This window comes from Paenibacillus massiliensis 2301065 = DSM 16942, assembly GCF_000377505.1.
GTDB classification, from domain to species: domain Bacteria; phylum Bacillota; class Bacilli; order Paenibacillales; family Paenibacillaceae; genus Paenibacillus; species Paenibacillus massiliensis.
This window is the reverse complement of sequence record NZ_KB898199.1, coordinates 103,311-124,306: the sequence shown is the minus strand read 5'-3', so window position 1 is coordinate 124,306 and position 20,996 is coordinate 103,311. Positions and strand designations below refer to the sequence as shown.

Annotated in this window: 22 protein-coding genes; 9 read left to right on the top strand and 13 right to left on the bottom strand. The window is 49.4% G+C overall.

Going from position 1 to position 20,996, the window contains the following annotated elements:
• Positions 1 to 385: 385 nt before the first annotated feature.
• The 4 genes from D328_RS0123935 to D328_RS0123920 all read right to left on the bottom strand — a co-directional run bounded on the left by D328_RS0123935 (position 386) and on the right by D328_RS0123920 (position 4,097).
• The gene (locus D328_RS0123935; RefSeq protein ID WP_018887586.1) at positions 386 to 703 is read right to left on the bottom strand and encodes a winged helix-turn-helix transcriptional regulator; all 318 of its coding nucleotides are present in this window, start codon (positions 701 to 703) and stop codon (positions 386 to 388) included.
• Between the two features lie 307 nt (positions 704 to 1,010).
• The gene (locus D328_RS0123930) at positions 1,011 to 1,739 is read right to left on the bottom strand and encodes a ThuA domain-containing protein (protein ID WP_018887585.1); all 729 of its coding nucleotides are present in this window, start codon (positions 1,737 to 1,739) and stop codon (positions 1,011 to 1,013) included.
• Between the two features lie 42 nt (positions 1,740 to 1,781).
• The gene (locus D328_RS0123925) at positions 1,782 to 2,750 is read right to left on the bottom strand and encodes a sugar phosphate isomerase/epimerase family protein (protein WP_018887584.1); all 969 of its coding nucleotides are present in this window, start codon (positions 2,748 to 2,750) and stop codon (positions 1,782 to 1,784) included.
• Between the two features lie 237 nt (positions 2,751 to 2,987).
• Complete coding sequence (locus D328_RS0123920; protein ID WP_018887583.1) at positions 2,988 to 4,097, bottom strand: Gfo/Idh/MocA family protein; 1,110 nt, start codon at positions 4,095 to 4,097, stop codon at positions 2,988 to 2,990.
• Between the two features lie 201 nt (positions 4,098 to 4,298).
• Between D328_RS0123920 and D328_RS0123915 the strand changes: the two genes are divergently transcribed.
• Complete coding sequence (locus D328_RS0123915; RefSeq protein WP_018887582.1) at positions 4,299 to 5,117, top strand: helix-turn-helix transcriptional regulator; 819 nt, start codon at positions 4,299 to 4,301, stop codon at positions 5,115 to 5,117.
• A gap of 103 nt (positions 5,118 to 5,220) precedes the next feature.
• On the opposite strand, the gene D328_RS0123910 is transcribed toward D328_RS0123915, so the two are convergent.
• Both D328_RS0123910 and D328_RS0123905 read right to left on the bottom strand, forming a co-directional pair.
• Complete coding sequence (locus D328_RS0123910; RefSeq protein ID WP_018887581.1) at positions 5,221 to 5,550, bottom strand: hypothetical protein; 330 nt, start codon at positions 5,548 to 5,550, stop codon at positions 5,221 to 5,223.
• Between the two features lie 141 nt (positions 5,551 to 5,691).
• Positions 5,692 to 6,393, bottom strand: a complete 702-nt coding sequence (locus D328_RS0123905) for a TerC family protein (protein WP_018887580.1) — start codon at positions 6,391 to 6,393, stop codon at positions 5,692 to 5,694.
• Positions 6,394 to 6,963: 570 nt separating this feature from the next.
• Here D328_RS0123905 and D328_RS0123900 point away from each other — a divergent pair.
• The 3 genes from D328_RS0123900 (at position 6,964) to D328_RS0123890 (ending at position 9,478) form a co-directional block, all read left to right on the top strand.
• Positions 6,964 to 7,572, top strand: coding sequence for a TVP38/TMEM64 family protein (locus D328_RS0123900; RefSeq protein WP_018887579.1), 609 nt, complete (start codon positions 6,964 to 6,966; stop codon positions 7,570 to 7,572).
• A 108-nt stretch (positions 7,573 to 7,680) separates the two neighbouring features.
• Positions 7,681 to 8,652 (top strand): peptide-methionine (S)-S-oxide reductase MsrA, encoded by a 972-nt coding sequence (msrA, locus tag D328_RS0123895; protein ID WP_018887578.1) that lies wholly within the window; start codon positions 7,681 to 7,683, stop codon positions 8,650 to 8,652.
• Positions 8,653 to 9,100: 448 nt separating this feature from the next.
• Entirely contained in the window at positions 9,101 to 9,478 is a 378-nt protein-coding gene (locus D328_RS0123890) for a DUF2188 domain-containing protein (RefSeq protein WP_018887577.1), read from the top strand.
• 233 nt (positions 9,479 to 9,711) lie between these two features.
• Here the strand turns inward: D328_RS0123890 and D328_RS0123880 are convergent, their stop codons facing one another.
• Positions 9,712 to 10,389, bottom strand: coding sequence for a YitT family protein (locus tag D328_RS0123880; protein WP_018887575.1), 678 nt, complete (start codon positions 10,387 to 10,389; stop codon positions 9,712 to 9,714).
• A gap of 799 nt (positions 10,390 to 11,188) precedes the next feature.
• Here D328_RS0123880 and D328_RS0123875 point away from each other — a divergent pair.
• A complete protein-coding gene (locus D328_RS0123875) occupies positions 11,189 to 11,728 on the top strand; it encodes a hypothetical protein (protein WP_018887574.1) in 540 nt (179 codons plus the stop codon).
• Between the two features lie 267 nt (positions 11,729 to 11,995).
• On the opposite strand, the gene D328_RS0123870 is transcribed toward D328_RS0123875, so the two are convergent.
• Positions 11,996 to 12,997 (bottom strand): DMT family transporter, encoded by a 1,002-nt coding sequence (locus tag D328_RS0123870; protein WP_018887573.1) that lies wholly within the window; start codon positions 12,995 to 12,997, stop codon positions 11,996 to 11,998.
• A 226-nt stretch (positions 12,998 to 13,223) separates the two neighbouring features.
• Between D328_RS0123870 and D328_RS0123865 the strand changes: the two genes are divergently transcribed.
• Positions 13,224 to 13,604 (top strand): hypothetical protein, encoded by a 381-nt coding sequence (locus tag D328_RS0123865; protein ID WP_018887572.1) that lies wholly within the window; start codon positions 13,224 to 13,226, stop codon positions 13,602 to 13,604.
• A 104-nt stretch (positions 13,605 to 13,708) separates the two neighbouring features.
• On the opposite strand, the gene D328_RS0123860 is transcribed toward D328_RS0123865, so the two are convergent.
• From D328_RS0123860 to D328_RS0123845, 4 genes are all read right to left on the bottom strand, one after another.
• The gene (locus tag D328_RS0123860) at positions 13,709 to 15,025 is read right to left on the bottom strand and encodes an amidohydrolase (RefSeq protein WP_018887571.1); all 1,317 of its coding nucleotides are present in this window, start codon (positions 15,023 to 15,025) and stop codon (positions 13,709 to 13,711) included.
• A 90-nt stretch (positions 15,026 to 15,115) separates the two neighbouring features.
• Positions 15,116 to 16,336 (bottom strand): MerR family transcriptional regulator, encoded by a 1,221-nt coding sequence (locus D328_RS29690; RefSeq protein ID WP_018887570.1) that lies wholly within the window; start codon positions 16,334 to 16,336, stop codon positions 15,116 to 15,118.
• A gap of 108 nt (positions 16,337 to 16,444) precedes the next feature.
• Positions 16,445 to 16,783, bottom strand: coding sequence for a YolD-like family protein (locus D328_RS29685; protein WP_018887569.1), 339 nt, complete (start codon positions 16,781 to 16,783; stop codon positions 16,445 to 16,447).
• Positions 16,780 to 18,048, bottom strand: coding sequence for a DNA polymerase IV (locus tag D328_RS0123845; protein WP_018887568.1), 1,269 nt, complete (start codon positions 18,046 to 18,048; stop codon positions 16,780 to 16,782). Before D328_RS0123845 ends, D328_RS29685 begins: the two co-directional genes overlap by 4 nt.
• 172 nt (positions 18,049 to 18,220) lie before the next feature.
• Between D328_RS0123845 and D328_RS0123840 the strand changes: the two genes are divergently transcribed.
• From D328_RS0123840 to D328_RS0123830, 3 genes are all read left to right on the top strand, one after another.
• Positions 18,221 to 18,547, top strand: coding sequence for an ArsR/SmtB family transcription factor (locus D328_RS0123840; protein ID WP_018887567.1), 327 nt, complete (start codon positions 18,221 to 18,223; stop codon positions 18,545 to 18,547).
• Between the two features lie 63 nt (positions 18,548 to 18,610).
• On the top strand, positions 18,611 to 19,030 hold the full coding sequence (gene arsC, locus D328_RS0123835; protein WP_018887566.1) for an arsenate reductase (thioredoxin): 420 nt from the start codon (positions 18,611 to 18,613) through the stop codon (positions 19,028 to 19,030).
• Between the two features lie 176 nt (positions 19,031 to 19,206).
• A complete protein-coding gene (locus tag D328_RS0123830) occupies positions 19,207 to 20,502 on the top strand; it encodes an arsenic transporter (RefSeq protein ID WP_018887565.1) in 1,296 nt (431 codons plus the stop codon).
• 189 nt (positions 20,503 to 20,691) lie between these two features.
• Here the strand turns inward: D328_RS0123830 and D328_RS0123825 are convergent, their stop codons facing one another.
• Positions 20,692 to 20,979, bottom strand: a complete 288-nt coding sequence (locus D328_RS0123825; protein ID WP_018887564.1) for a stage VI sporulation protein F — start codon at positions 20,977 to 20,979, stop codon at positions 20,692 to 20,694.
• Positions 20,980 to 20,996 lie beyond the last annotated feature (17 nt).

Below are 20,996 nucleotides of genomic sequence, written 5' to 3'. Positions count from 1 at the left end.
CGCCGGAGGGTTCTTCACTGTTGTCCCAAGTTCTGCACAGCTTCCTTGGCCTTCGTCCATTGTCACGAGACTCGGCTCCCTCTTTTCCCCTTCGCAGGTCCTTTTTGACGACGCGGCAGGATTCACTTGATGTTGCGGCCTGGGTTGTCGCTCGCCCGGTCTCTGACCGGTACTTTTGTCGATGCGCTTTTACACACAGATTTCACCATGCGCAAGCATCCTAGCTACAAGGGTGGCTTGGCCCCTCCCTTGGTTGGACTTTCACCAACTAGATAATGCGTGCCTCTGGGCACGCTAACAAAAAAAAGAAGGCCCCCCACTTTGAACTCAGGGTACCTTCCTTTACGCTACCTACAACTTGTCATTCTTCATCTACTTTACTTCTCTACTGTACCCAATCCTCAGCCCATGATTGAATCTGATCCATAACTGGACGCAGTGCCTGGCCTTTAGGCGTAAGCTCATATTCGATACGAACCGGAGTCTCTGGGTATACATGTCTGATGAGGATCCCTTCGCTCTCGAGGTCCTTCATCCGCTCCGATAGCATCTTGTCACTCATGCTGGGAATTTGATTCGATATATCCTTGAACCGCTTAGGCCCATCCATTAGCGTCCGAATGATCAGACCATTCCAGCGCTTTCCCAAGAATGAGAAGGCTGTCTCAAAGCGGGGACACAAATGGGTTGGATGATTGTCCATAATTTTATTCACCTCTTTGACAGGTCTGTTGTTAACTTTCAATTAGTTAGTATATTTCAGTTTAGCATATTTTCATCAAATTGAAAATGACCTGGTCCCAATTAATTGTAGGACATTGCTGTAGGGCATGAAAATAACGAAAGACAGGCGATTCCCGGAGTCGCCTGTCTTTCACCGTATCATTACAATAGCATGCATGTATCCGTCAAAGACTGTCTGATGGGAGGTACACCGTTGATCAAGCTACACCTTCCTGCGGGTCGCATCCTACTCTTCCGGACGCTCTACGAAAACACATGTGGAAATGTCATACGAGTACCTCGCCAAAAGGGCGAACCGGTTCGCTGCGTCCATAAGTCTGCTGCGGGTGATGCACAGGGTACGTCCAGCGAATGCCGTTGGCAATAACCTTCAGAATCTCGGGGTGATAGAACGTTGGATACGTCTCGTGCCCTGGCCGGAAATAGAAGATCTTGCCTGCTCCACGCCGGAAAGTACAACCACTGCGGAATACTTCGCCTCCAGCAAAATTACTAATAAACACCAGCTCATCCGGAGTAGGAATATCGAAGAATTCGCCATACATCTCTTCCTGCTCCAGAATAATCTTCGCATCAATGCCCTCTGCAATCGGATGCGAGGGATTTACTGACCACAGGATTTCCTGCTCGCCAGCTACTCTCCATTTCAGATCACAGCTGGTGCCCATCAAGGCCTTGAACGGCTTGGAAAAGTGCCCCGAATGCAGCACCACGAAGCCCATGCCTTCCTGTACCTTGCGAACCACCTTGGCGACCACCTCGTCACTTACCCGATCATGAGCCATATGCCCCCACCAGATCAGTACATCCGTAGAATTCAGCACTTCATCCGTTAGCCCATGTTCCGGTTGGTCCAATGTTGCTGTACGGATTGCGAAGCCTTCTCCCCCAAGCCCCGCAGCGAGTGCATTATGCAATCCATCGGGATAGACGCGCTGCACGGCATCGTGTATTTTCTCATGAACAAATTCATTCCAGATGGTTACGTTAATCATAACTTATCCCCCTAAATATTGCCCCTGTTGTCTCCCAAGCTGTTATACCCACCACATCTCGCCTAACGGTTCATTCATAAGCACCTGCTTCAGATTGTGAACCGCCTTGGTGAAGCCTTCCTCGATGGACATCAGTCCATCTTCATGCTCAATGCTAACAACATAATCATAGCCTACAAGACGAAGTGCGCTCAGGATATCCGCCCACGTCTTGATGTCATGCCCAAATCCTACTGTACGGAACTGCCACGCACGCTCCAGCATATTGGTGTAAGGCTGCATATCTGTCAGGCCGTATTTATTGACATTCACTGGATCAATGACGGTATCCTTGGCGTGGAAATGATGAATCGCTCCTTCACGGCCAAGAATCTGTACAGCCTGAACCGGGTCAATACCCTGCCACCACATATGGCTTGGGTCGAGATTGGCACCAATCATTTCTCCTGCAGCTTCACGCAAACGCAACAACGTAGCAGGCGTATGCACAGAGAAGCCCCCGTGCAGCTCCAATCCAATCTTGACATGATGCTCAGCTGCGAACTTGCCTGTCTCCGTCCAATAAGGAATAACTTTATTCTCCCATTGCCACTTCAAAATCTCCTGATAATCGTTCGGCCACGGAGCTACGGGCCAGTTCGGATACTTCGCGTTCTCATGATCCCCCGGACAGCCGGAGAATGTATTCACAACAGGTACTTCCAGCTTCTCAGCCAGCAATACCGTGTTGATAAAATCTTCATGATCCTGCTGTGCCAGATGCTTTTGCGGATGCAATGGATTCCCGTGACAGCTTAAGGCACTGATTGTCAGCCCACGAGATTCCACCGCCTTCTTGAAATTCTGAATCGCTGTATCATTATCCAGCAATGCCGCCGGATCACAATGCTTCTTGCCTGGATTGCCACCTGTTCCAATCTCTACGGCTGTTACCCCCGTGGATGCTGCAAAATCCAATGCTTCTTCCAAAGATCTGTCCCCGAATAAGACCAAGAATACGCCAAGTTTCATAGAATAATCCTCCCCTGTCGCTGTGGATGAAATTCAATAACTATAATGTAAAGTTCAATGGATCAAGCATATTTTTCGACTGAATGGGATTGCCTTGTCTCGAGCCTTTAATATTACATACGCATGTCATGTTAAAAAAGTTTCCTTTTATGCATAAAAAACACATTTTTCATTCTTATGAATTCTCTTTGAATGAAACCTTTCCTTGTATGCCGCTCGTTTGATTTCAACGTCTACCTAGACTTCAACCTTCGCCAGAATCTCATTGCCGTAATACAAGGTCTCATCCGGTTCGAAACGGCTATCCAAGATGATGTGCTTCCCTTCCAGTGAGGAACGCTGAAACGCATGCATCGCCTCCAGAATGTGATAAGCAAGCTCTCCACTCGTTCGCGGCTGCTTACCTACTCGCAAGGCTGTGACCATCTCCGAGGCCCCCAATCCGCGCTCGTTGCGAGAGCATATGAACAGTGGCTCCACCGTCTCCCACTCTTCCGCACCGAAGCGTCTGACCTTCACATCACCATTAAACGTATTGGGATCAGGAACGCTCATTGTCCCTTCTGTACCATAGATCTCAATGAAAGGCAGCTCCGAGGCCCCCCGGATATCAAAGCTGGTAATGACAGTGGCAATCGCCCCGCTCTGAAAATCAATGTTACCTGCCAGATGCGTCGGAGTCTGTACCCGAAGCGGGGTTCCTTCCTTCGGCCCACTATGGATTATTCGATCAGGAATCTGAATTCCGACCGTGGAGCTAATCCGCCGGATCGAGCCAAGCAGATTCACAAGGGCTGTTAAATAGTATGGGCCCATATCAAACATAGGACCACCACCCGCGGCATAGAAGAACTCAGGATCATGATGCCACCATTCCGGGCCGCTTCCCATAAAGAAAGCCGTGGCTGCAATCGGACGTCCGATCATGCCCTGTTGTATCGCGCTCCGTGCCGTCTGAATACCTGCTCCCAGGAAGGTATCCGGTGCGCAGCCGACCAGCAGACCTTTTTCTCTGGCGCATTCAAGGACTCGCTTGCCATCCTCAAGAGATACGGCCAGCGGCTTCTCGCTGAATACATGCTTTCCTGCCTCCAGCACAGCCAGATCCGTCATGGCATGACTGCCAGGAACGGTCAGATTAAATACCAGCTCAATGGACGAATCTCGAATCAGCTCATCCACTGTGTATACGTTTGCAACAGAGAATTCCTCTGCTCTTGCTCTTGCACGATCTGCCAGCAGGTCAGCAACAGCTACGATTTCGATGTAAGGACTATGCTTCAAATTTTCGAGATATACGGCACTAATGTGACCGCAGCCGATAATGCCTGCCTTTACTCTCTCCACTATATTCTTCACTCCTCAGATGCCAGTTATATGAGGTGTACAATCTACTCTCATGGTATTCTGTACAGCCCTCGAATAAAATGAATAATATGATTAGAACATGAACAATCTGGCCAATATTTATCAAGTAACCGTGATTATGATTCCGGGATAAGGACAGATATCCGGGAATTGGACCATGGAAGCAAAGGAGTGCTTACAATGTCCCCTAATGAATCATGTAAGGTGCTGACTGCCGGATTTTCTTTTCACCGCAGGCCCTATTATTCAAGCCAGCCCGAAGGCATTCGTAATTACATGCTGCGCCTGCAGACAGACGGTAGCTGCCGAGCACGGATCGGTAGTGATATGGTCGAAGTGGTGGCTGGTGATCTGCTGCTCCTTCATCCTTCAGAGCCTTATGAATTGACAATTGACGGCGAAACGGATGCGACAGGGGACACGCTGATCGAGAGCAGCGATTATCACATCTTCTTCACTGGACCCTGGGCTGAAGCCTGGTGGAAGCAGCGTAAACGTCCAGCCAAGATGCGGGTAGAACTGAACGAATCCCTACTGAATATATTCCGCCAGATTGTCATGCAGCAGCGTCGGATATTCAACCCTTACCCTGAGATTTCGGAGTATTACATGCGGATTCTCTGTCTCGAGATTGACCGACTGTTGGCAGAGCAACCTGTTGCCTCCCAGCACGGCTATCTGGCCTTCCAGATCAAGCATTACATTGAGGAAAATGCCTCGACTGCCTTTAAGCTGGACGACGTTGCAGGCTACCTCGGCATCAGCGTATCCCGTGCCGTGCATTTGTTCAAGGAAACATTCGATACCACCATCATGCGATATGCGCTGGAGGTTCGGCTCAATATGGCGCGGGAACGGATTATTTTCAGCCCGATGTCCTTGGAGCAAGCGGCTGAATCGTCCGGATTTGCCAATTATACTTATTTCCACCGCGTATTCCGTGCAAAATACGGGATATCACCAAGACAATACCGCGCCGAGCACCGTGAGCAGCTGTAAGCTCCCTTTCCCATAAGTTAAACAACTAACGCGAGCAATAACCAAAAAAAACGTATGACAATGGGAGACTTGCTCTCATTATCATACGTTATTGAGGTGGGAATCATCCGGGCTTAGCGGGATTTCTGTTCAATTGCTCTCTTGCCTCCGCCACGATCATGGCCAAATCCTCATTACCGAACATGGACAGCACACCAAGGACGGTATCATCCGGAATATCGCCAGCCTCCTCGCGAGGTACTGTCAATTCAAGCACTCGCTGCAGGCGCTCATTTTTCTCCTGATGCGGGTACGCTTGTCGATACAAGACCTCAGGGTCTAACCCCTGATTCACGCACCACTGGGCAAAGACAAGAATCATCATATCCTCTTCCTGCCGATATTGCTGGGCTATCACTTCCTCCATTGAGGAAGGCTTATTGCTGTCATCCATCGTACTTCTCCTCTCACTTCCTACTGTTGGCTAGTGACCAAATCGTATACCAACTTCAGAAGCGATGCAACCGGAAGTAGCATTCTTGATACAACTACCGAAATGCTGGACCCCTTCCCTCAGGAGCAGCACTAGTAATGATTACTCCGCCGTTTTAATCCGAACTGGACGGCTCTTGATCTTGCTCTCACGTCTTTTCTTCACATTCCAGCCGTACAGCACTACAGCGATGACAACAAGAAGCTCGAAGCCATATTTCACGACAGGATTCACGAACCAGTCATGAAGAAGCGGCTCGGCGACGATCATTTTGGCAGCGGTATACGCAAGTACAGCAGCCCCGATGGCAATTACATAGGGGAAGCGGTCGGTAAGCTTAAGGATAATCGTGCTCCCCCATACCATTATCGGTACCGAGATCGCCAGCCCCAGAATGACCAGAAACATGTCACCATGCGCAGCCCCTGCTACAGCGAGTACATTATCCAGCCCCATCATGGCATCTGCAATAATAATCGTACGAATGGCAGCCCACATCTGATTTCCTGCCGAGATTTCATGCTTCCTTTCTTCAACGAGCAGCTTATAAGCAATCCAGACGAGCAGCAGTCCTCCGATCAATCGCAAGCCGTATATTTGCAGCAAATACGTGACCAGTAGCGTAGCAATAACACGAATCAGAACGGCCCCGACCGTCCCCCAGAAAATCACCTTCCTTTGATCCTCTTTTCGTACATTACGCGCAGCAAGTCCAATGACAATCGCATTGTCGCCAGCAAGCACCAGGTCGATAATTACGATGGACATGAGTGCTGTCCAGAACTCCACAGACATGAAATCCATGCGCTCCCCACTCTCCCTCATTTTTTTGTTATACTTAGCTTTGCGACTCGCATTCATGCATGTCAGCATTTTGCATCATTTTCGGGATCTATGCGCAACACTCATGCAAAAAGGCGCTTGCTCCTTGAACAATCAGGAACGGCGCCTTTTGAATTCACATCAAAAAGACCTTTACCCGAATGTTCAAGATTCCAGGCAAAGGTCTCGCTTACAACGTCACGTTGCCAATAAAGCCGGGGCAAATTTACCCGTCATGACGACTTTATTGTCTGAGCTACTCCCCTTTGGGATTATTCTATGCGGCATATTATAGCATTCATGACATAAACAAGGAATCGGCACTTACATTATTTTTTGAGCACGATCGTAAGCACTTATATTAAGGCTCCTCCAGAACTTGCTTTACTTTTTAGAAACTTGTTTACTTCCTCAGAACTTATCTAGAACTTAGTTCATATCTTATTTATAGCATGTTCAGGACTTTTTCGGGAACTTGTTGGAGAGTTATTAGAGACTTATTAGGTATTCATTCGTTGTTAATTAGGGTTTTATTCAGGAAAGGATTTATTTATGAAAAAATGGATTTTTGTGAGTGGATATATCCTGCTACTGCTGGTGACATGGTTGGAGAGAGAGCGCTTGTGGACATGGACTGAGCAACAGGCATCCTGGACTGTATTGCTGTTGGTCTCATTCCTGTTTGCCCTGCTCCCTGTCTTTCCTTACAAGCTGGTGATCGCGGCTATCTCCTATACAACCGGCCCATGGCAAGGGGCTCTCATCTGCTGGACCGGAAGCTCTTTGGCTGCATTTGCCGTCTACGCAGGGATTCGCTATTTCTTCCGCGCCAGCGGACAGGCATATTTGCAGCGTTCACCTGCCCTATCCAAGGTCAACCGAGTCATGGAGGGTCACCCCTTCGTCTCTGTGCTGCTGGCCCGGCTCTTTCCGCTCATCCCCCAGACGGTGGTCAATGTGTATGCCGGGGTAGCTCGCTTTCCTTTTCACAGCTTCGCACTTGGTACATGTATTGGTAAGCTACCAGGTGTAACTGCCTATGCTTTCGCTGGCGGTCTCTTGGCCACCTACCCACTGGCTGGTGTCTCACTTGCCCTGTTGTACCTCGGGATTAGTATTGGCATCTTCATGCTGGTGCGCAAAAAGTTGTACGGTAGCTAGCTAGTTTGGTCTCAGAGGCACAATTCGAGTATAATTTAAATTAAGGATATTTCCCGATAGGAATTATCCGCGGCTTATAACATGTCTTCAAGAACGGAGTGATTATAGATGGATATCATTAAAAATCCCAACGATACAGAATTAGCTACCTTTGCAGGTGGATGCTTCTGGTGCATGGTATCTCCCTTCGAGGATCTGCCAGGAATCAAGAAAGTCCGTTCTGGCTACACAGGTGGTCACACAGAGAACCCCACTTACGAGGAAGTCTGCTCCGATACGACAGGTCATGTCGAGGCTGTCCAGATTACCTTCGATCCTTATGTCTTCCCTTATGAGAAGCTGCTGGAGCTATTCTGGCAACAGATTAATCCGACAGATGCTGGTGGTCAGTTCCATGATCGCGGGGAATCCTATCAGACGGCCATCTTCTATCATAGTGAGGAACAGCGTCTTAAAGCAGAAGCCTCAAAGAAAGCACTTGCGGACAGTGGACGATTCGATCAACCAATCGTTACACCGATTGTACCAGCATCTGTATTTTATGAAGCAGAGGAATATCATCAAAACTATCATAAGAAGAATCCAGGGCACTACAAACGCTATCGCAAAGGCTCTGGACGTGAGGACTTCATCGAGAATCATTGGTCCGGCAAGCTGGACAAGTCCAACCTCCAGGAACGGCTGACACCGCTGCAATATGAAGTCACCCAGAACAATGCTACCGAGCGTCCCTTCCAGAATGAATTCTGGAACCACGAAGATGAAGGCATCTACGTGGACATCGTCTCAGGTGAAGCCTTGTTCAGCTCACGGGACAAGTATGATGCAGGCTGCGGCTGGCCTAGCTTCACTCGCCCATTGAGCAGCTATAGCATCAAGGAGAAGACGGATCTTAGTCATTTCATGATTCGCACCGAGGTCCGCAGCCGAATCGGAGACTCCCATCTTGGCCATGTATTCGATGATGGACCTGGCGAGAATGGCTTGCGCTACTGCATCAACTCCGCTGCGCTGCGTTTTGTTCCTAAGGACAAGCTGGAGGAAGAGGGCTATGGAGAGTACGCTTCACTATTTCAGTAAGGTGCTTTTTTCAGAATGATACTTTTTTAGATAAGATACTTTTTTAAGTAAATTGCTTTTCCAGTAAGATGCTATTCCAGTAACTAATTCATGTACAGTGTTACTGAATTTACCCGGGGAGAAATTATCCTTGTCAACGATATAGCTTCGAATTGCTGTTAATACGCACAAATAAAGCCACAGGATCTTCATTCAACTTCAAAGTCGGATGATCCCCTGTGGCTTTGTTATCCGTGGCCCTTCTCCTTCCGATAGCTGCAAGCCAAATCCTTCTCATCTAACGGCTGGGCACAGATTCTACTTAGTTTGGAGATACAATTACGGCGATCCGCGTTTGCCCACGAATGGGAAGGGTAATATATATCTAAGCTCCATATCTACCGTCCCTTAGGGGCATTGATTCAATCTCATTTTTCGTAATCTGAAGGAAGAGACAGGAGGAATGATTATGCCGTGGAACAAGCAGGATTACCCCCCATCCATGAAAAATCTGGAGGAACGTGTGCGCAACAAGGCGATCGAGATCGCCAATGCCCTCCTATCGAACGGCTATGAGGAAGGGAGAGCAATTGCGATTGCAACGGCTCAGGCTGAGGAATGGAATCGCAACCATCCCGCACACGAGACGGATGAGCCCATTCATGTCGTTCCCCACGAGGAAGGCTGGGCGATTAAGGAGCAGGGACGAGATCATCCCTCTTCTGTGCACCATACCAAGACGGAGGCCGTTCAAGCAGCCAAGTGCTGGTCTGCAGACCAGAGCATACGGGTGATTATTCATGATCAGCATGGTCGCATTCAGGAGTCACGCCATTTCAGTAAATGATGTATACACATACAAATAGAGGTGCTCCTGATCCATGGTCATGGCATCAAGAACACCTCTATGCTTGATCTGCTCTATTATTCGTTCATGTTTATCGTCTGTCTGCGTACCCTTCTCATTCTCATCAGTCCAGAGCATTCGCCTGAAGTCCCAAACAATGCTCTTCGGAACATAGGGCACTGCTGTTACTATGCGGTTAATTCGAACCGCGTATAGCTCCCCACAATCCACGCCTAGCTGTGCGCTTGCTGCTTCAGAGTTACTTTAGGAGCAACAGTTGGCTTCGGTAGACGGAAGGTGACGGTGATGGTGATAATCTTTCCTGCCACCCATACTGCAAGAATCGTATACAGTGTCTCCTTCATCGGTAAATATAACAGAGAGAGAAGAAGTACGATACAGTCACTGGCAAAAAATACATTCCCCAGCTTCCAGCCTCTCCACTGACTAATGAGGAGGGATAAAATATCATCGCCCCCAGTAGCACCGCCAAATCGCATAACCAGACCCGCACCAACGCCTGTCAGTAAGCCTGATAACAAGGCAGCTACCGCCAGATTGCCTGCCAGATCGATATGCAGAGGCGAGTATAATTCAAAGGCAGCATAGAATCCAGAGAACATCAAAGCTCCGACCAATGCTGAGGCCATGAACTTCCAGCCCTTCCACAGCCAAGCGACAAGCAGCACCGGAATGTCCAGCAACAATGCCGTCCAGGCAGGTGACCAACCGAAGGCGTATTTGCCCAAAAGAGCCAGGCCAACGAAGCCTCCTTCAGTTAAGTGATTCGCAAAATTAATATGATAGTACGCAAATGCAAGAATAAGCGTGCCCAGCATCATAGCCAGCATACGTCGAGCTAGCGGGGCGAGTTGACTAACAGTAATTGAACTTTGGTAGGGTATCCTCATACAGGCTTCCTCGGTTTCTCGTAAGTTTGGTGTAACTACCGCTCTTACGGAAGCCGAAATGGATGCTTAGCCTGGAGGACTTGGTCCTTCGCATTTCACAATCCCCTCTTCCGTAAAGTCGGTCAGAATGGCTGACGTCATCCACGAGAAGAAGCTAAGTATAAGAGAGATCATACCGTTTCCAGATCGTCCTTTGGGGAAGTATCCTTCGGGGACACATGGTATCCTGATCCTTTCTGCATGTTATTTCGTCACAACTGGTCGGTTAGCCGAACCAGTCCCTGTAACAATTCTACCACAGACGAGCACCTGTGAAACAGCCCTGTTATGTCAAACCTACGTAAAATGGACGATATGCATAGTCGACGATATACATATCCATGGTGACGAATGTTGCAGAGCCCTTAGACGTCAGAACATTCTACACCACCACAAAATCCACACGAAGTAAGACTGAAATCCGCTGGCATTAACAATATATGATTAAAAGCTTTGGTTATGCGTCTGGCAGCAGATGCACGGAAAATATGCAACAATTCCGAAGATGCGGAAGATACAATGCAGAATATAAATACTGTTATGCAAAACTGGACTTAGGTTGGGAATACAACTGGACTAGGGCACGTTCTTCCTCAACTTCACTTTTGTTAAAATTCTGGATATCTAGCATGTATCACACGCTTCAAACCATATAGCACGAGCTTATATAACATATAGGGAAGGATGTGTGGAATCAATTAGCGGAGACAATAGATTGCTCTCTTAGGAGCAGATATTTCACAGAGAAGGAGCGATAATAATGATCAAAAATAAGAAGCAGTTGGTACTAACCTGTGCTACCTTAACCCTGATGACGATCCTGAGCGCTTGTAGCACCCAGGCGGCTCAGGAGTCCGGAGATAGTAATAATACTGTATCTAACGGTAGCAACGTGCCCGCTGCAGAGAGCATAGCAGATACGAGCAAGGCCTCCACATCTGCAGCGAAGCCTGCGGAGGCAGAAGTGAACCAGAATAAGCAGCTGCCTGAAAATATGCCTGCTGACTTTCCCTTACCGGCTGATGCCAAGATTGAATTAGCTCAGTCCGGCGAACAAGGAGGCAAGAAGTCAGTGATGATTATCTTTACAACCCCTGAAGATCTGAAGGCCGTCTCCGATATGTACAAAGATTATTTTGCCACCAAAGCCATGACAGATGCTGTGGAGACCATCGATGAAAAAAATATCATCATTCAAGGAACCGATACAGAAGCCCATGAAAAATGGTCCTTAATTGGAGGAGTAATGGCCAGCAAGGACGGATCTGTAGAACTGACAATGACCTGGAGTGAAATCTGATCCCTACCCACCCTGAGTTCGACAATCCATGTCTCATCGCCCCGTTGGCACTGCCTCCTCTCTGATTTCGGTTAGGAGTGAAAGATGAGATAGATAGCAGTTCCTCGATATATACGTATGTATTTCAATAGTGTAGCATCTGAAGCGTAGAATCGGACGAGTAAAATGATGGCGGGTAACGCTCGAAGCGCACCCGCCTTATTCTGTATATCAGTTTGTGAAATTCGACTAATGCATCATAACGATTAGTGTCTGTCCTCCGTTATTCTATGCTCGATAAGAGCTACCTTCTGTCTCGTTGGCTTTTTTCTTTCTTCTCTGCTCCATATGAACCGTCGTTTGCTTTGCTCGATCAAGCCCTTCCTTTGCCCTTCTGCCTGATGAACCTACACTTCCCCGACGATTAGCGATGAAGACTCCACCGAGGATCAGCACCAGTCCACCCAGCAGATTCCAACCGATATGCTCACCTAACAAGGCATAGCCCCATACCATCGCTGTGGCAGGCACCAGATACGTTACGGAGGTCGCGAACTCTGGGCTACCCTTCATCAGCATGTAATTAAACAGGATGTACGCTACACCCGAGCCAAGGACGCCGAGTCCCAATAGCGAAACCATGACCTGAGGTGACCCTAGCGATGCTAATGAAGCTATTGACGGGCTCTCCAGCACCAGCGCAGCCAGCGTACTGCTGATCCACGCGCCTGCCAGAGTAGCCACCGAAATCTGGTACATATCCATACCTCCCAGAAGCTTGCGCGCAAGCTGGGAGCCGATAGCGTAACACAATGTCGCCAAGAGCATCACCGCAAAGCCTATTGGATCTGCGGCAATGATCGTATCCGAATTAATGCCGAGCAGTACTAGGATGCCTGCAAATGCAATGCCCATCCCCAGCCATTGCTTTCTGCCGAACACCGCTCCAAAGAACACCAGACCTACAAGCATCGTCCAGATCGGAGTCGTCGCATTCAGCACAGAAGCCATACTGCTCGTGAGTCTCGTCTCGCTGAAAGCAATGAGTGCCCAAGGCAACGCCATATTGATAATTCCCACCAGCAGAGACCCGCCCCAGTTCAGCTTTTTCAAATCAAATGGCCTACGTAGCAGCACCATCATCAGCACGATGAACAGCATGCCCAGCAAGGAGCGGAGGCTGGCTATCGTCCACGGGCCCATCTGATGTGCCAATAGCACCTTGATGAGCATGAAGGACGCTCCCCACACAAGACTTAGCAAAATAAGCGCAGTATACAGCCGGCGCATCTGATCATTCCTTCTTTCGTTAACAATTGTGAACTCCAATAGACATGACCAACCATACCTTATTTTGCTGTCCATGGGAAGCATGTGCCTTCAAGTGTCTGTGTGCACTGCATTTTCCATGAATTCCTCGTTGCTGGAATGTATGAACTCCATTATGATGGTTATATTAAGAACATACGTTCTCATACATCTAAGATAGTACCCCATGAAGGAAGTGAACGATGTTATGAAGCCATCATCAGCACCTCCCATCCCTACACATGAGGATGACCGTCTGGTGAAATTCTATGTCTTGTATACCTTGATGCTCGATATGCTGGCAAAGGATATTGCCGTCTTGAAGCATTCCTCCTCTACACTGTACCTCTCTGATCTCTACACTCGCGGACTGGATCGCCTGCAGCAGCATATCACCCATGAGCTGACCTCTACCCGACGGGATATGCGGGCAAGAGGGATTAAGGTTCTGGAGGAGCAGCGAGGTCCTGATGGCATTGAAGTGCATTACCTGTGCCGGGGATATCGGAGATTCTTCTCCATGCTCCCCCGCTTCGCCAGAAGTGAGGTACGACGCGAGCTAAGTCGCCTGTTCCAGATTGTACATTAATCGAACCTTTGCAGATGCAAGGGCTAGGTGGGTACGCTCTGCTCGACTCTCTAGACAATCCCTCTAGTCCAGCCCCTCAAGCCGAGTGCCAGTGCATCATCCGCTCATAACCCGGCTGTGATTCGTTTCGCACGGACAGCTGCCTGTTGCAGCAGCTCTGGCTCGTCTATCGTCAACAGCTGGCGTTCTCTCATCAGCACACGACCATTTACAATAGTGGTGTGCACATCCGAACCACAGGCCGCATAGGCCAGTAGGGAGAATGGATCATGAAGGGGCTGCAGGTGCGGCTGCTGCAAGTCCAGCAGGATGATGTCAGCCAGTCTCCCAGGCTCCAACTGACCTCCCCTTGTTCCAAGCCTGAGCAATTCTGCTCCTTCGGTTGTAGCCATGGCTAGTGCTTGTCTGGCACGGAATCGGGCGGGGTCTCCACTAGCCAGCTTCTGCAGCCATGCCCCCGCACGTACCTCGGCAAACATATCGAGCGTTGTAGCACTGCCTGCTCCGTCTGTCCCTAGACCGACGCTAACCCCTTGCTCTAGCAGCTCGGTTATAGGGGCAATTCCGCAAGCCAGCTTCAGATTGCTCACCGGATTATGAGCTATTCCACCACCACGAATAGAGCGAAGCAGGTGGATATCCTCCTGCTGCAGATGCACTCCATGGGCCAGCAAAATATGATCATGATCCAGTAGACCACAATCGTGCAAATACTGTGTTGGTGTACAATGATACCGCTCCTGAATGATCGCGCTCTCCTCCAGAGTCTCAGCTAGATGAATATGGATCGGTACGCGCTTGGATTCAGCAAGCTTCAATACCTCCTTCAGCATATCCGGAGGGCAAGTATAGGGCGCATGGGGTCCCATCATGGTCGTGATTCGTCCCTCTGCTTTGCCGGACCAGCGATCGATCAGATCAATCGCCTCATGTATTCTGCGGCCCCCGTCGTCCTCCAGACCAATTACTCCCCTGGTAAGCGATGCACGGATACCACTCTCCTGTACAGCCTCGGCAATTTCATTCATATGAATGTACATATCAGCAAAAGCTGTCGTACCCGACTTGATCATTTCAGCAATCGCCAGCTTGGCTCCCCAATAGATATCCTCAGGCGTCATCCGCGCCTCGGCTGGCAGCATCTTGCGATCAAGCCAGTCCATCAGCTTCAGATCATCGGAGAAGCCCCGCAGCAGGCTCATCGGTGAATGCTGATGGGCATTGATCAGCCCTGGCATAGCGATCATGCCACGTGCATGAATGCACTCCCCCGGCTGCTTCGAAAGCTCTGGCCCCATCGCCTCTATTCGCGTGCCCTTGATTGCAATATCTCCTTCATATGGCTCTTCTCCAGGTACCATGCTCACAATGAGAGCACCCTTGATCATGATCGTATCGCTTGCCTCTGTCATCATTTTCATTTTCTTCATCCTCCTGGCTTATCACATGAGTACTACTTCACCAGAAGACTACAAGTTTCCCTTACGTCAAGGTCAAGAGACTTTCACTCATCAGGAGAAAAGAGCTCCGCTGCGCGCCTGACCATAATGAACAGGAACGGCATATACCATGTAGACAGGACCAGCGACACGCCGGGTAATCGTTACATATCCATGCTGCTCAAGCCATTCTGTCAGAAACGAAGGCGTCACATAGTAGGCTGGCTGCTTGTCCAGATGATTCGCCAGTGGATCTGACATAGAGCTAGACAGAGGATCTGTCATAAAATTGGGCTGAAGGCTTGGCTGAGGGTTGGGCCAATCATTCGATAGATAATCCACCGGACGATCCTCCAGACGCCCTGCTTGATCAGCGACTACGATATCATCTGAAAGCGCTGCGCTCACCCAACGTTCTGGCTCCTGCATCACATCTGCAATGCAGATGCGGCCATGCGGCTGGAGCACACGGCATATTTCCCCTAAAGCAATGTATTTCTGTTCATCAGCCAGATGATGCATAGCATAACTGCTCACCGCAAAATCAAAGCTCCCGTCTACGAACGGGATCCGCATCAGATTCCCCGGACGGACATCAATATGTGGAAATTTACGACGACACTGCTTCAGCATCTCTGTAGACTGGTCAATACCGGCCATCATTGCCCCTTCTGCTGCAAAAAGCCCGGCCAGATTGCCGGTCCCCGTCCCCATATCAATTCCCTTTTCCCCGGGCTGTGGCTGAACGCGCTCCACCATGAACCGCAGGGTATCCGAGTAAGCCGGATGACCGCCACTCTGCAGCTCCTCTTGCTTCACCAGTTCATCATGTATGGCTGCGCGGCTATCAAAATCCCAATTGTCCTGCCATGAATTCCTCAGCTGGCGTTGTCGCTTCAAGCCACCAGCCTTCGCGAACCAGCTTCCCCACTCAGGGTCTTCGCCCGTCCGCAGGCAATCAATCATATAATCAGCGGCCTCCAGCTGCTGCTTGCTCTCCATCCAGCTATCGAACATCGCTGAACGCTGAAGCTCCAGTGTATGCAGCGCCTCCTCCCGCCGCCCTTGCTCTAGGCTGCCCAGCAGCTGCTTGACCTGCTCCACCGACATCCCAAATTCGCGAAGCGAGATAATCATCCTTAGCCGGGTCACATCACGCTCACCAAACACCCGATAGCCGTTATCCGGGTCCTTCTCAGGAGTGATCAGCCCCTTCTCCTCGTAGAACCGGATCGTTCGTGTAGATACGTGCAGCTCTGAGGCCAGCTCCTTGATTTTCCATCTCTGACTCATTCCTACGCTCCTTTCGCCAGACTGCCCTGTCCTTAGTTCTCAAGCACAAGGCTCTCTATCCAGCGTCTGTCCTGAGTCTCATTATAGAACATTAACGCTACGTAAAGGCTATAACAGGCGAGCTGTCATCAGCTCGGCAAAATCAATCCACTCAAAGCCATCCTGCGTATCGACTCTGAATTTTCGCTGATGCTGGCTAATGGCTGTAACCGTGCCTTCTGCGCGATGAGCAGGACCACGTTCGGTGAATAGCTCAATCTGTATCGGCAGCCCATCATGCTCCGAGATCAGGATATAGCGAAGCATCTCCTCCAGTTCATCCTCATGCAGAAGTGGACGAGACCTCTTGTCTGCCCTCCCTGCCTCCTCCAGAATACGCGCCCGATGCTCAGGCAGCATCATCCGGCTAGATTCCCATAGCCCGTTATTTTGCAGCTTTTTGCTCATTTGTAATGCCCCCCAATCTTCAGCGATCTTTCCAATGCCTGACCCGCATAGGTCAGAGAGGATGCCCGAACGATAGCAGCACTGCCATACCGCTCCTTGATGCGATCGGTCGCTTCCTCAAGGGAGCGCACCCGCTCCTGATCCTCGAAGAAGGAGATCTGATAGACCCCATCCTCGACGAGATCACTCAGGCTGACACCCAGACGACGTACAGGCATATGATCCCAGAACTTATAGAACAGCTCCTTCACGGACGCAAATACTTTATTAGTGCTATTCGTCGGATCAAGCAGCTTCCTTTGCCGGGAAAATCCCGTAGGTGCCTCATAAGGGCTGCACATGCAGCTGACATTCACCACCTGCCCCATATAGCCTTTACGCCGACTGTCCCGGCATACTTCCTCCGTCAGCTCCAGCAGAATGGTCTCAATTTCCTTCGGCTCCAGATAATCCTTGGGCAATGTCATCATATGACCGATGGACTTCTGAGGGGTACGAAATGTGTACGGGGCGACTGGACTGTCATCCAGCCCATGAGCACTCCGCCACAGCACCTCTGCCTGAATGTCTGACTGCTTGCCAAAATGAGCCCGTAAGCGGGACTTCAGCACAGGAAGCGGCGTACGGGCGATATCTCCAATCGTATGCATACCCAGTCTGGCCAGATGCTTCGTCATGCGCGAGCCAATACCGAACATCTTCTGCACGGGCTGAGGCCACAGCAGCATCTCAAGCCCCGACTTCGGTAAGCGATACAAGCCGCTCTCGTTCTTCTTCGCCCATATATCCGTGGCCATTTTAGCCAGAATCTTGTTGGAGCCCATTCCGATCCGTACCCACACTCCCGTCTTCAGAAGTACCCTCTGCTGAATCTCTCGGGCAATCTCTAACGGATCACCGAACAATCCAAGGCTTCCGGTCACATCTAGGAACTGCTCGTCTATACTGAACACCTCTACCAGATCTGTATACTGCCTATAGATATCAGAGATGGCCAAGGACACATCAATGTAATACTGCATCCGCGGTCGAACAACGACGAGCTCCGGGCATTTCTTCAGCGCTTCCCCAAGACGTTCTGCCGTTGTCACGCCAAAGCTCTTGGCTATCGGGCAGGCAGCAAGAATAATTCCAGATCTTCGGGCAGGATCACCTGCCACCGCAAGCGGCTTATGCTCGCAATCCAGACGTGAGGCTTTTTCTACGCTAGCGTAAAAAGACTGACAGTCTGCCAGAAAAATGATTCGTTCATTTTTTTTAGGCATGATTATGCACCCCTCTATAAAATCACAGCAATGAGAACATACATTCTTATCTAATTATAATCAGAACATCCGTTCTGTATACATTATAATTTCTGGAAGCACTTATGTATTGAGTTCACTCTTCCCATCAACTATTATATAAGCAGTCACTTATGTATGAAGGAGGGATCAGGTGAAGACCATTCAAGAGGTCGCTGAACAACTAAAGCTGTTAGCTGATAAGACACGTTTGACGATGCTAGCGCTGATGAAAGAACGAGAATGGTGTGTTTGCGAATTTGTTGATATTTTAGAGATATCTCAGCCAGGAGTTAGCCAGCATTTGCGTAAGCTCAAGGCCCAAGGAATCGTCAAGGAGGATAAACGTGGGCAATGGGTATATTATTCGTTAAATGTAGAAGACAAGCCTTATATTCAAGACGTGTTGAAGTATATGCCTGACAACAAAATGATACTTGCTGCCTTAAATAAAGAATGTGTTACATCCGTTTGTAAATAGCGGCTCCCCCTCGCCTCAAATATAAGCATATACTTATATACTAATCAAAAGGAGATATCCATTATGAAACAAAAGACAATCTACTTCTTGTGCACAGGCAACTCATGTCGTAGCCAGATGGCTGAAGGATGGGCTAAAAAATACTTGGGAGACTACTGGAATGTATATAGCGCTGGGATTGAAGCTCATGGACTTAATCCAAACGCTATTAAGGCTATGAAGGAGGTCGGTATTGATATATCTACTCAAACATCGGATATTATTGATTCCCATCTGCTGAACAGTGCTGATCTGGTTGTAACCTTGTGTGGGGACGCGGCAGATAAGTGTCCAATCACTCCTCCACAGGTAAGACGTGAGCATTGGGGTTTCGATGACCCAGCCAAGGCACAGGGAACGAATGAAGAAAAATGGGTTGTATTCCAAAGGGTTCGCGATCAGATTGGCGAGCGCATCCAAAGATTTGCTGCTACAGGCGAATAGGAATAAGCGCATACCAGTGTTATACCAGTGTATGACTACTAGGACGGCTTTTGCTCCGGGAATATTCGGTTAGGACTTATTTTCAATTGTACTTCTATTCATAGAGTTATATATTAAGATGAGCATTTAGTAGATTTGAGGTTTTCGTTGTTCGTTGAACATCTAGGAGGGTACTTGTGGTTGGTATTGTTTTGTCATGCATAATATTTCTGATTACTCTGGTGCTGGTGATCTGGCAGCCCAAAAATCTCTCGATCGGATGGTCTGCCTGTGGAGGAGCACTGCTCGCCCTTCTGGTTGGCGTCGTCGATCTACAGGACGTCTGGGATGTAACCCAGATGGTCTGGAATGCCACGCTGGCCTTCGTCGCCATTATCCTGATTTCATTGATTCTGGATAGAATCGGGTTCTTTGAATGGGCCGCCTTGCATATGGCCAGCGCAGCGAAAGGGCATGGGGTACGAATGTTCGTGTATATCTCGGTGCTAGGCGCTGTGGTAGCGGCCTTTTTTGCCAATGACGGAGCCGCTCTCATTCTGACGCCGATCGTGCTTGCCATGGTGCGAGCGCTGCGACTGGATGAGCGACAGGTGTTCCCCTTCATCATTGCCGGGGGCTTCATTGCTGATACGACATCACTGCCTCTGGTCGTCAGCAATCTCGTCAATATCGTATCAGCTGATTATTTCGGGATTACGTTCATGGAATATGCCGGGCGGATGATCGTCCCCAATCTGTTTTCGCTCGGAGCCAGCATTCTTGTGCTGTACCTGCTCTTCCGCAAGGCCATACCAAGACAATATGACCTTGCTCATCTCAAGCCGCCAAGGGAAGCGATCCAGGACATAAAGCTATTCCGAATCTCCTGGTTCGTGCTGGCAGCGCTGCTCATTGGCTATCTTGTCAGCGAATGGCTACGCATACCCGTCTCACTCATCGCTGGAGCGATTGCACTACTGTTCCTGCTCATCGCTGGCCGAAGCAAAGCTGTACCGGCACCAGAGGTGATTCGGGGAGCGCCATGGGCGATCGTATTTTTCTCCATTGGGATGTATGTTGTCGTGTACGGGCTGCGTAACGCGGGATTAACCGATGCTCTGGCGCATATGATCCAAATCGCCGCCCAGGAGGGATTGCTAGCAGCTACCATGAGCATGGGGATGATTGCTGCCGTCCTCTCCTCCGTGATGAATAATCTGCCGACGGTGCTAATTAATGCGCTTGCCATTGATAGTGCATCCGTCACCGGAACAGTCAAGGAAGCACTCATCTATGCCAATGTCATCGGTTCGGATCTGGGCCCCAAAATGACTCCGATCGGCTCCTTGGCCACGCTGCTCTGGCTCCATGTGCTCTCCTCCAAGGGCATCCGCATTTCGTGGGGTACCTATTTCAGGACAGGTATCGTACTGACGGTGCCGACCTTGTTACTGACACTACTGGGACTATATCTCTGGCTGGCATTTTTGTAAAATCAGCAATTACAATGCAAGGATTGACATGCTGCCAAGCCATGAAGGTACAAAAAGAATCAGATATGAGAATGGCTATAATCCCAAGAGAATCATGCATTCTTGGTACAAAAAAAAGATACTCTAGCAGGCTTGATTGCCTTAGAGTATCTTTTTTTGTGGGCGATTCATTAGCGCTTACCATTACACTTATCGAAACATCCCCCACAGCTTAATCAGATGAAAGGTGTTGTTCGGATCAATCCGCTGCCCAATGACAAAAGAGACAAGCTGCTCCTCTTGGGCTGGTGTCAGCTTCTCATGCAGAATGACTGCAGAGCTCTTCACCAGTCGATGTACTGTGGGTCGATTCTGGAGATCGGCCTTCGTGACCCCGTCCATCAGCTTCTTGATCCGTTCCTTCACGGCTGAATTCTTCATCTTCGTCTTCACCCGCTCTACCAGCTGCGGGCTGATGCCATATTGTTGATAGCTCACTCTGTCCACGCCTCCCG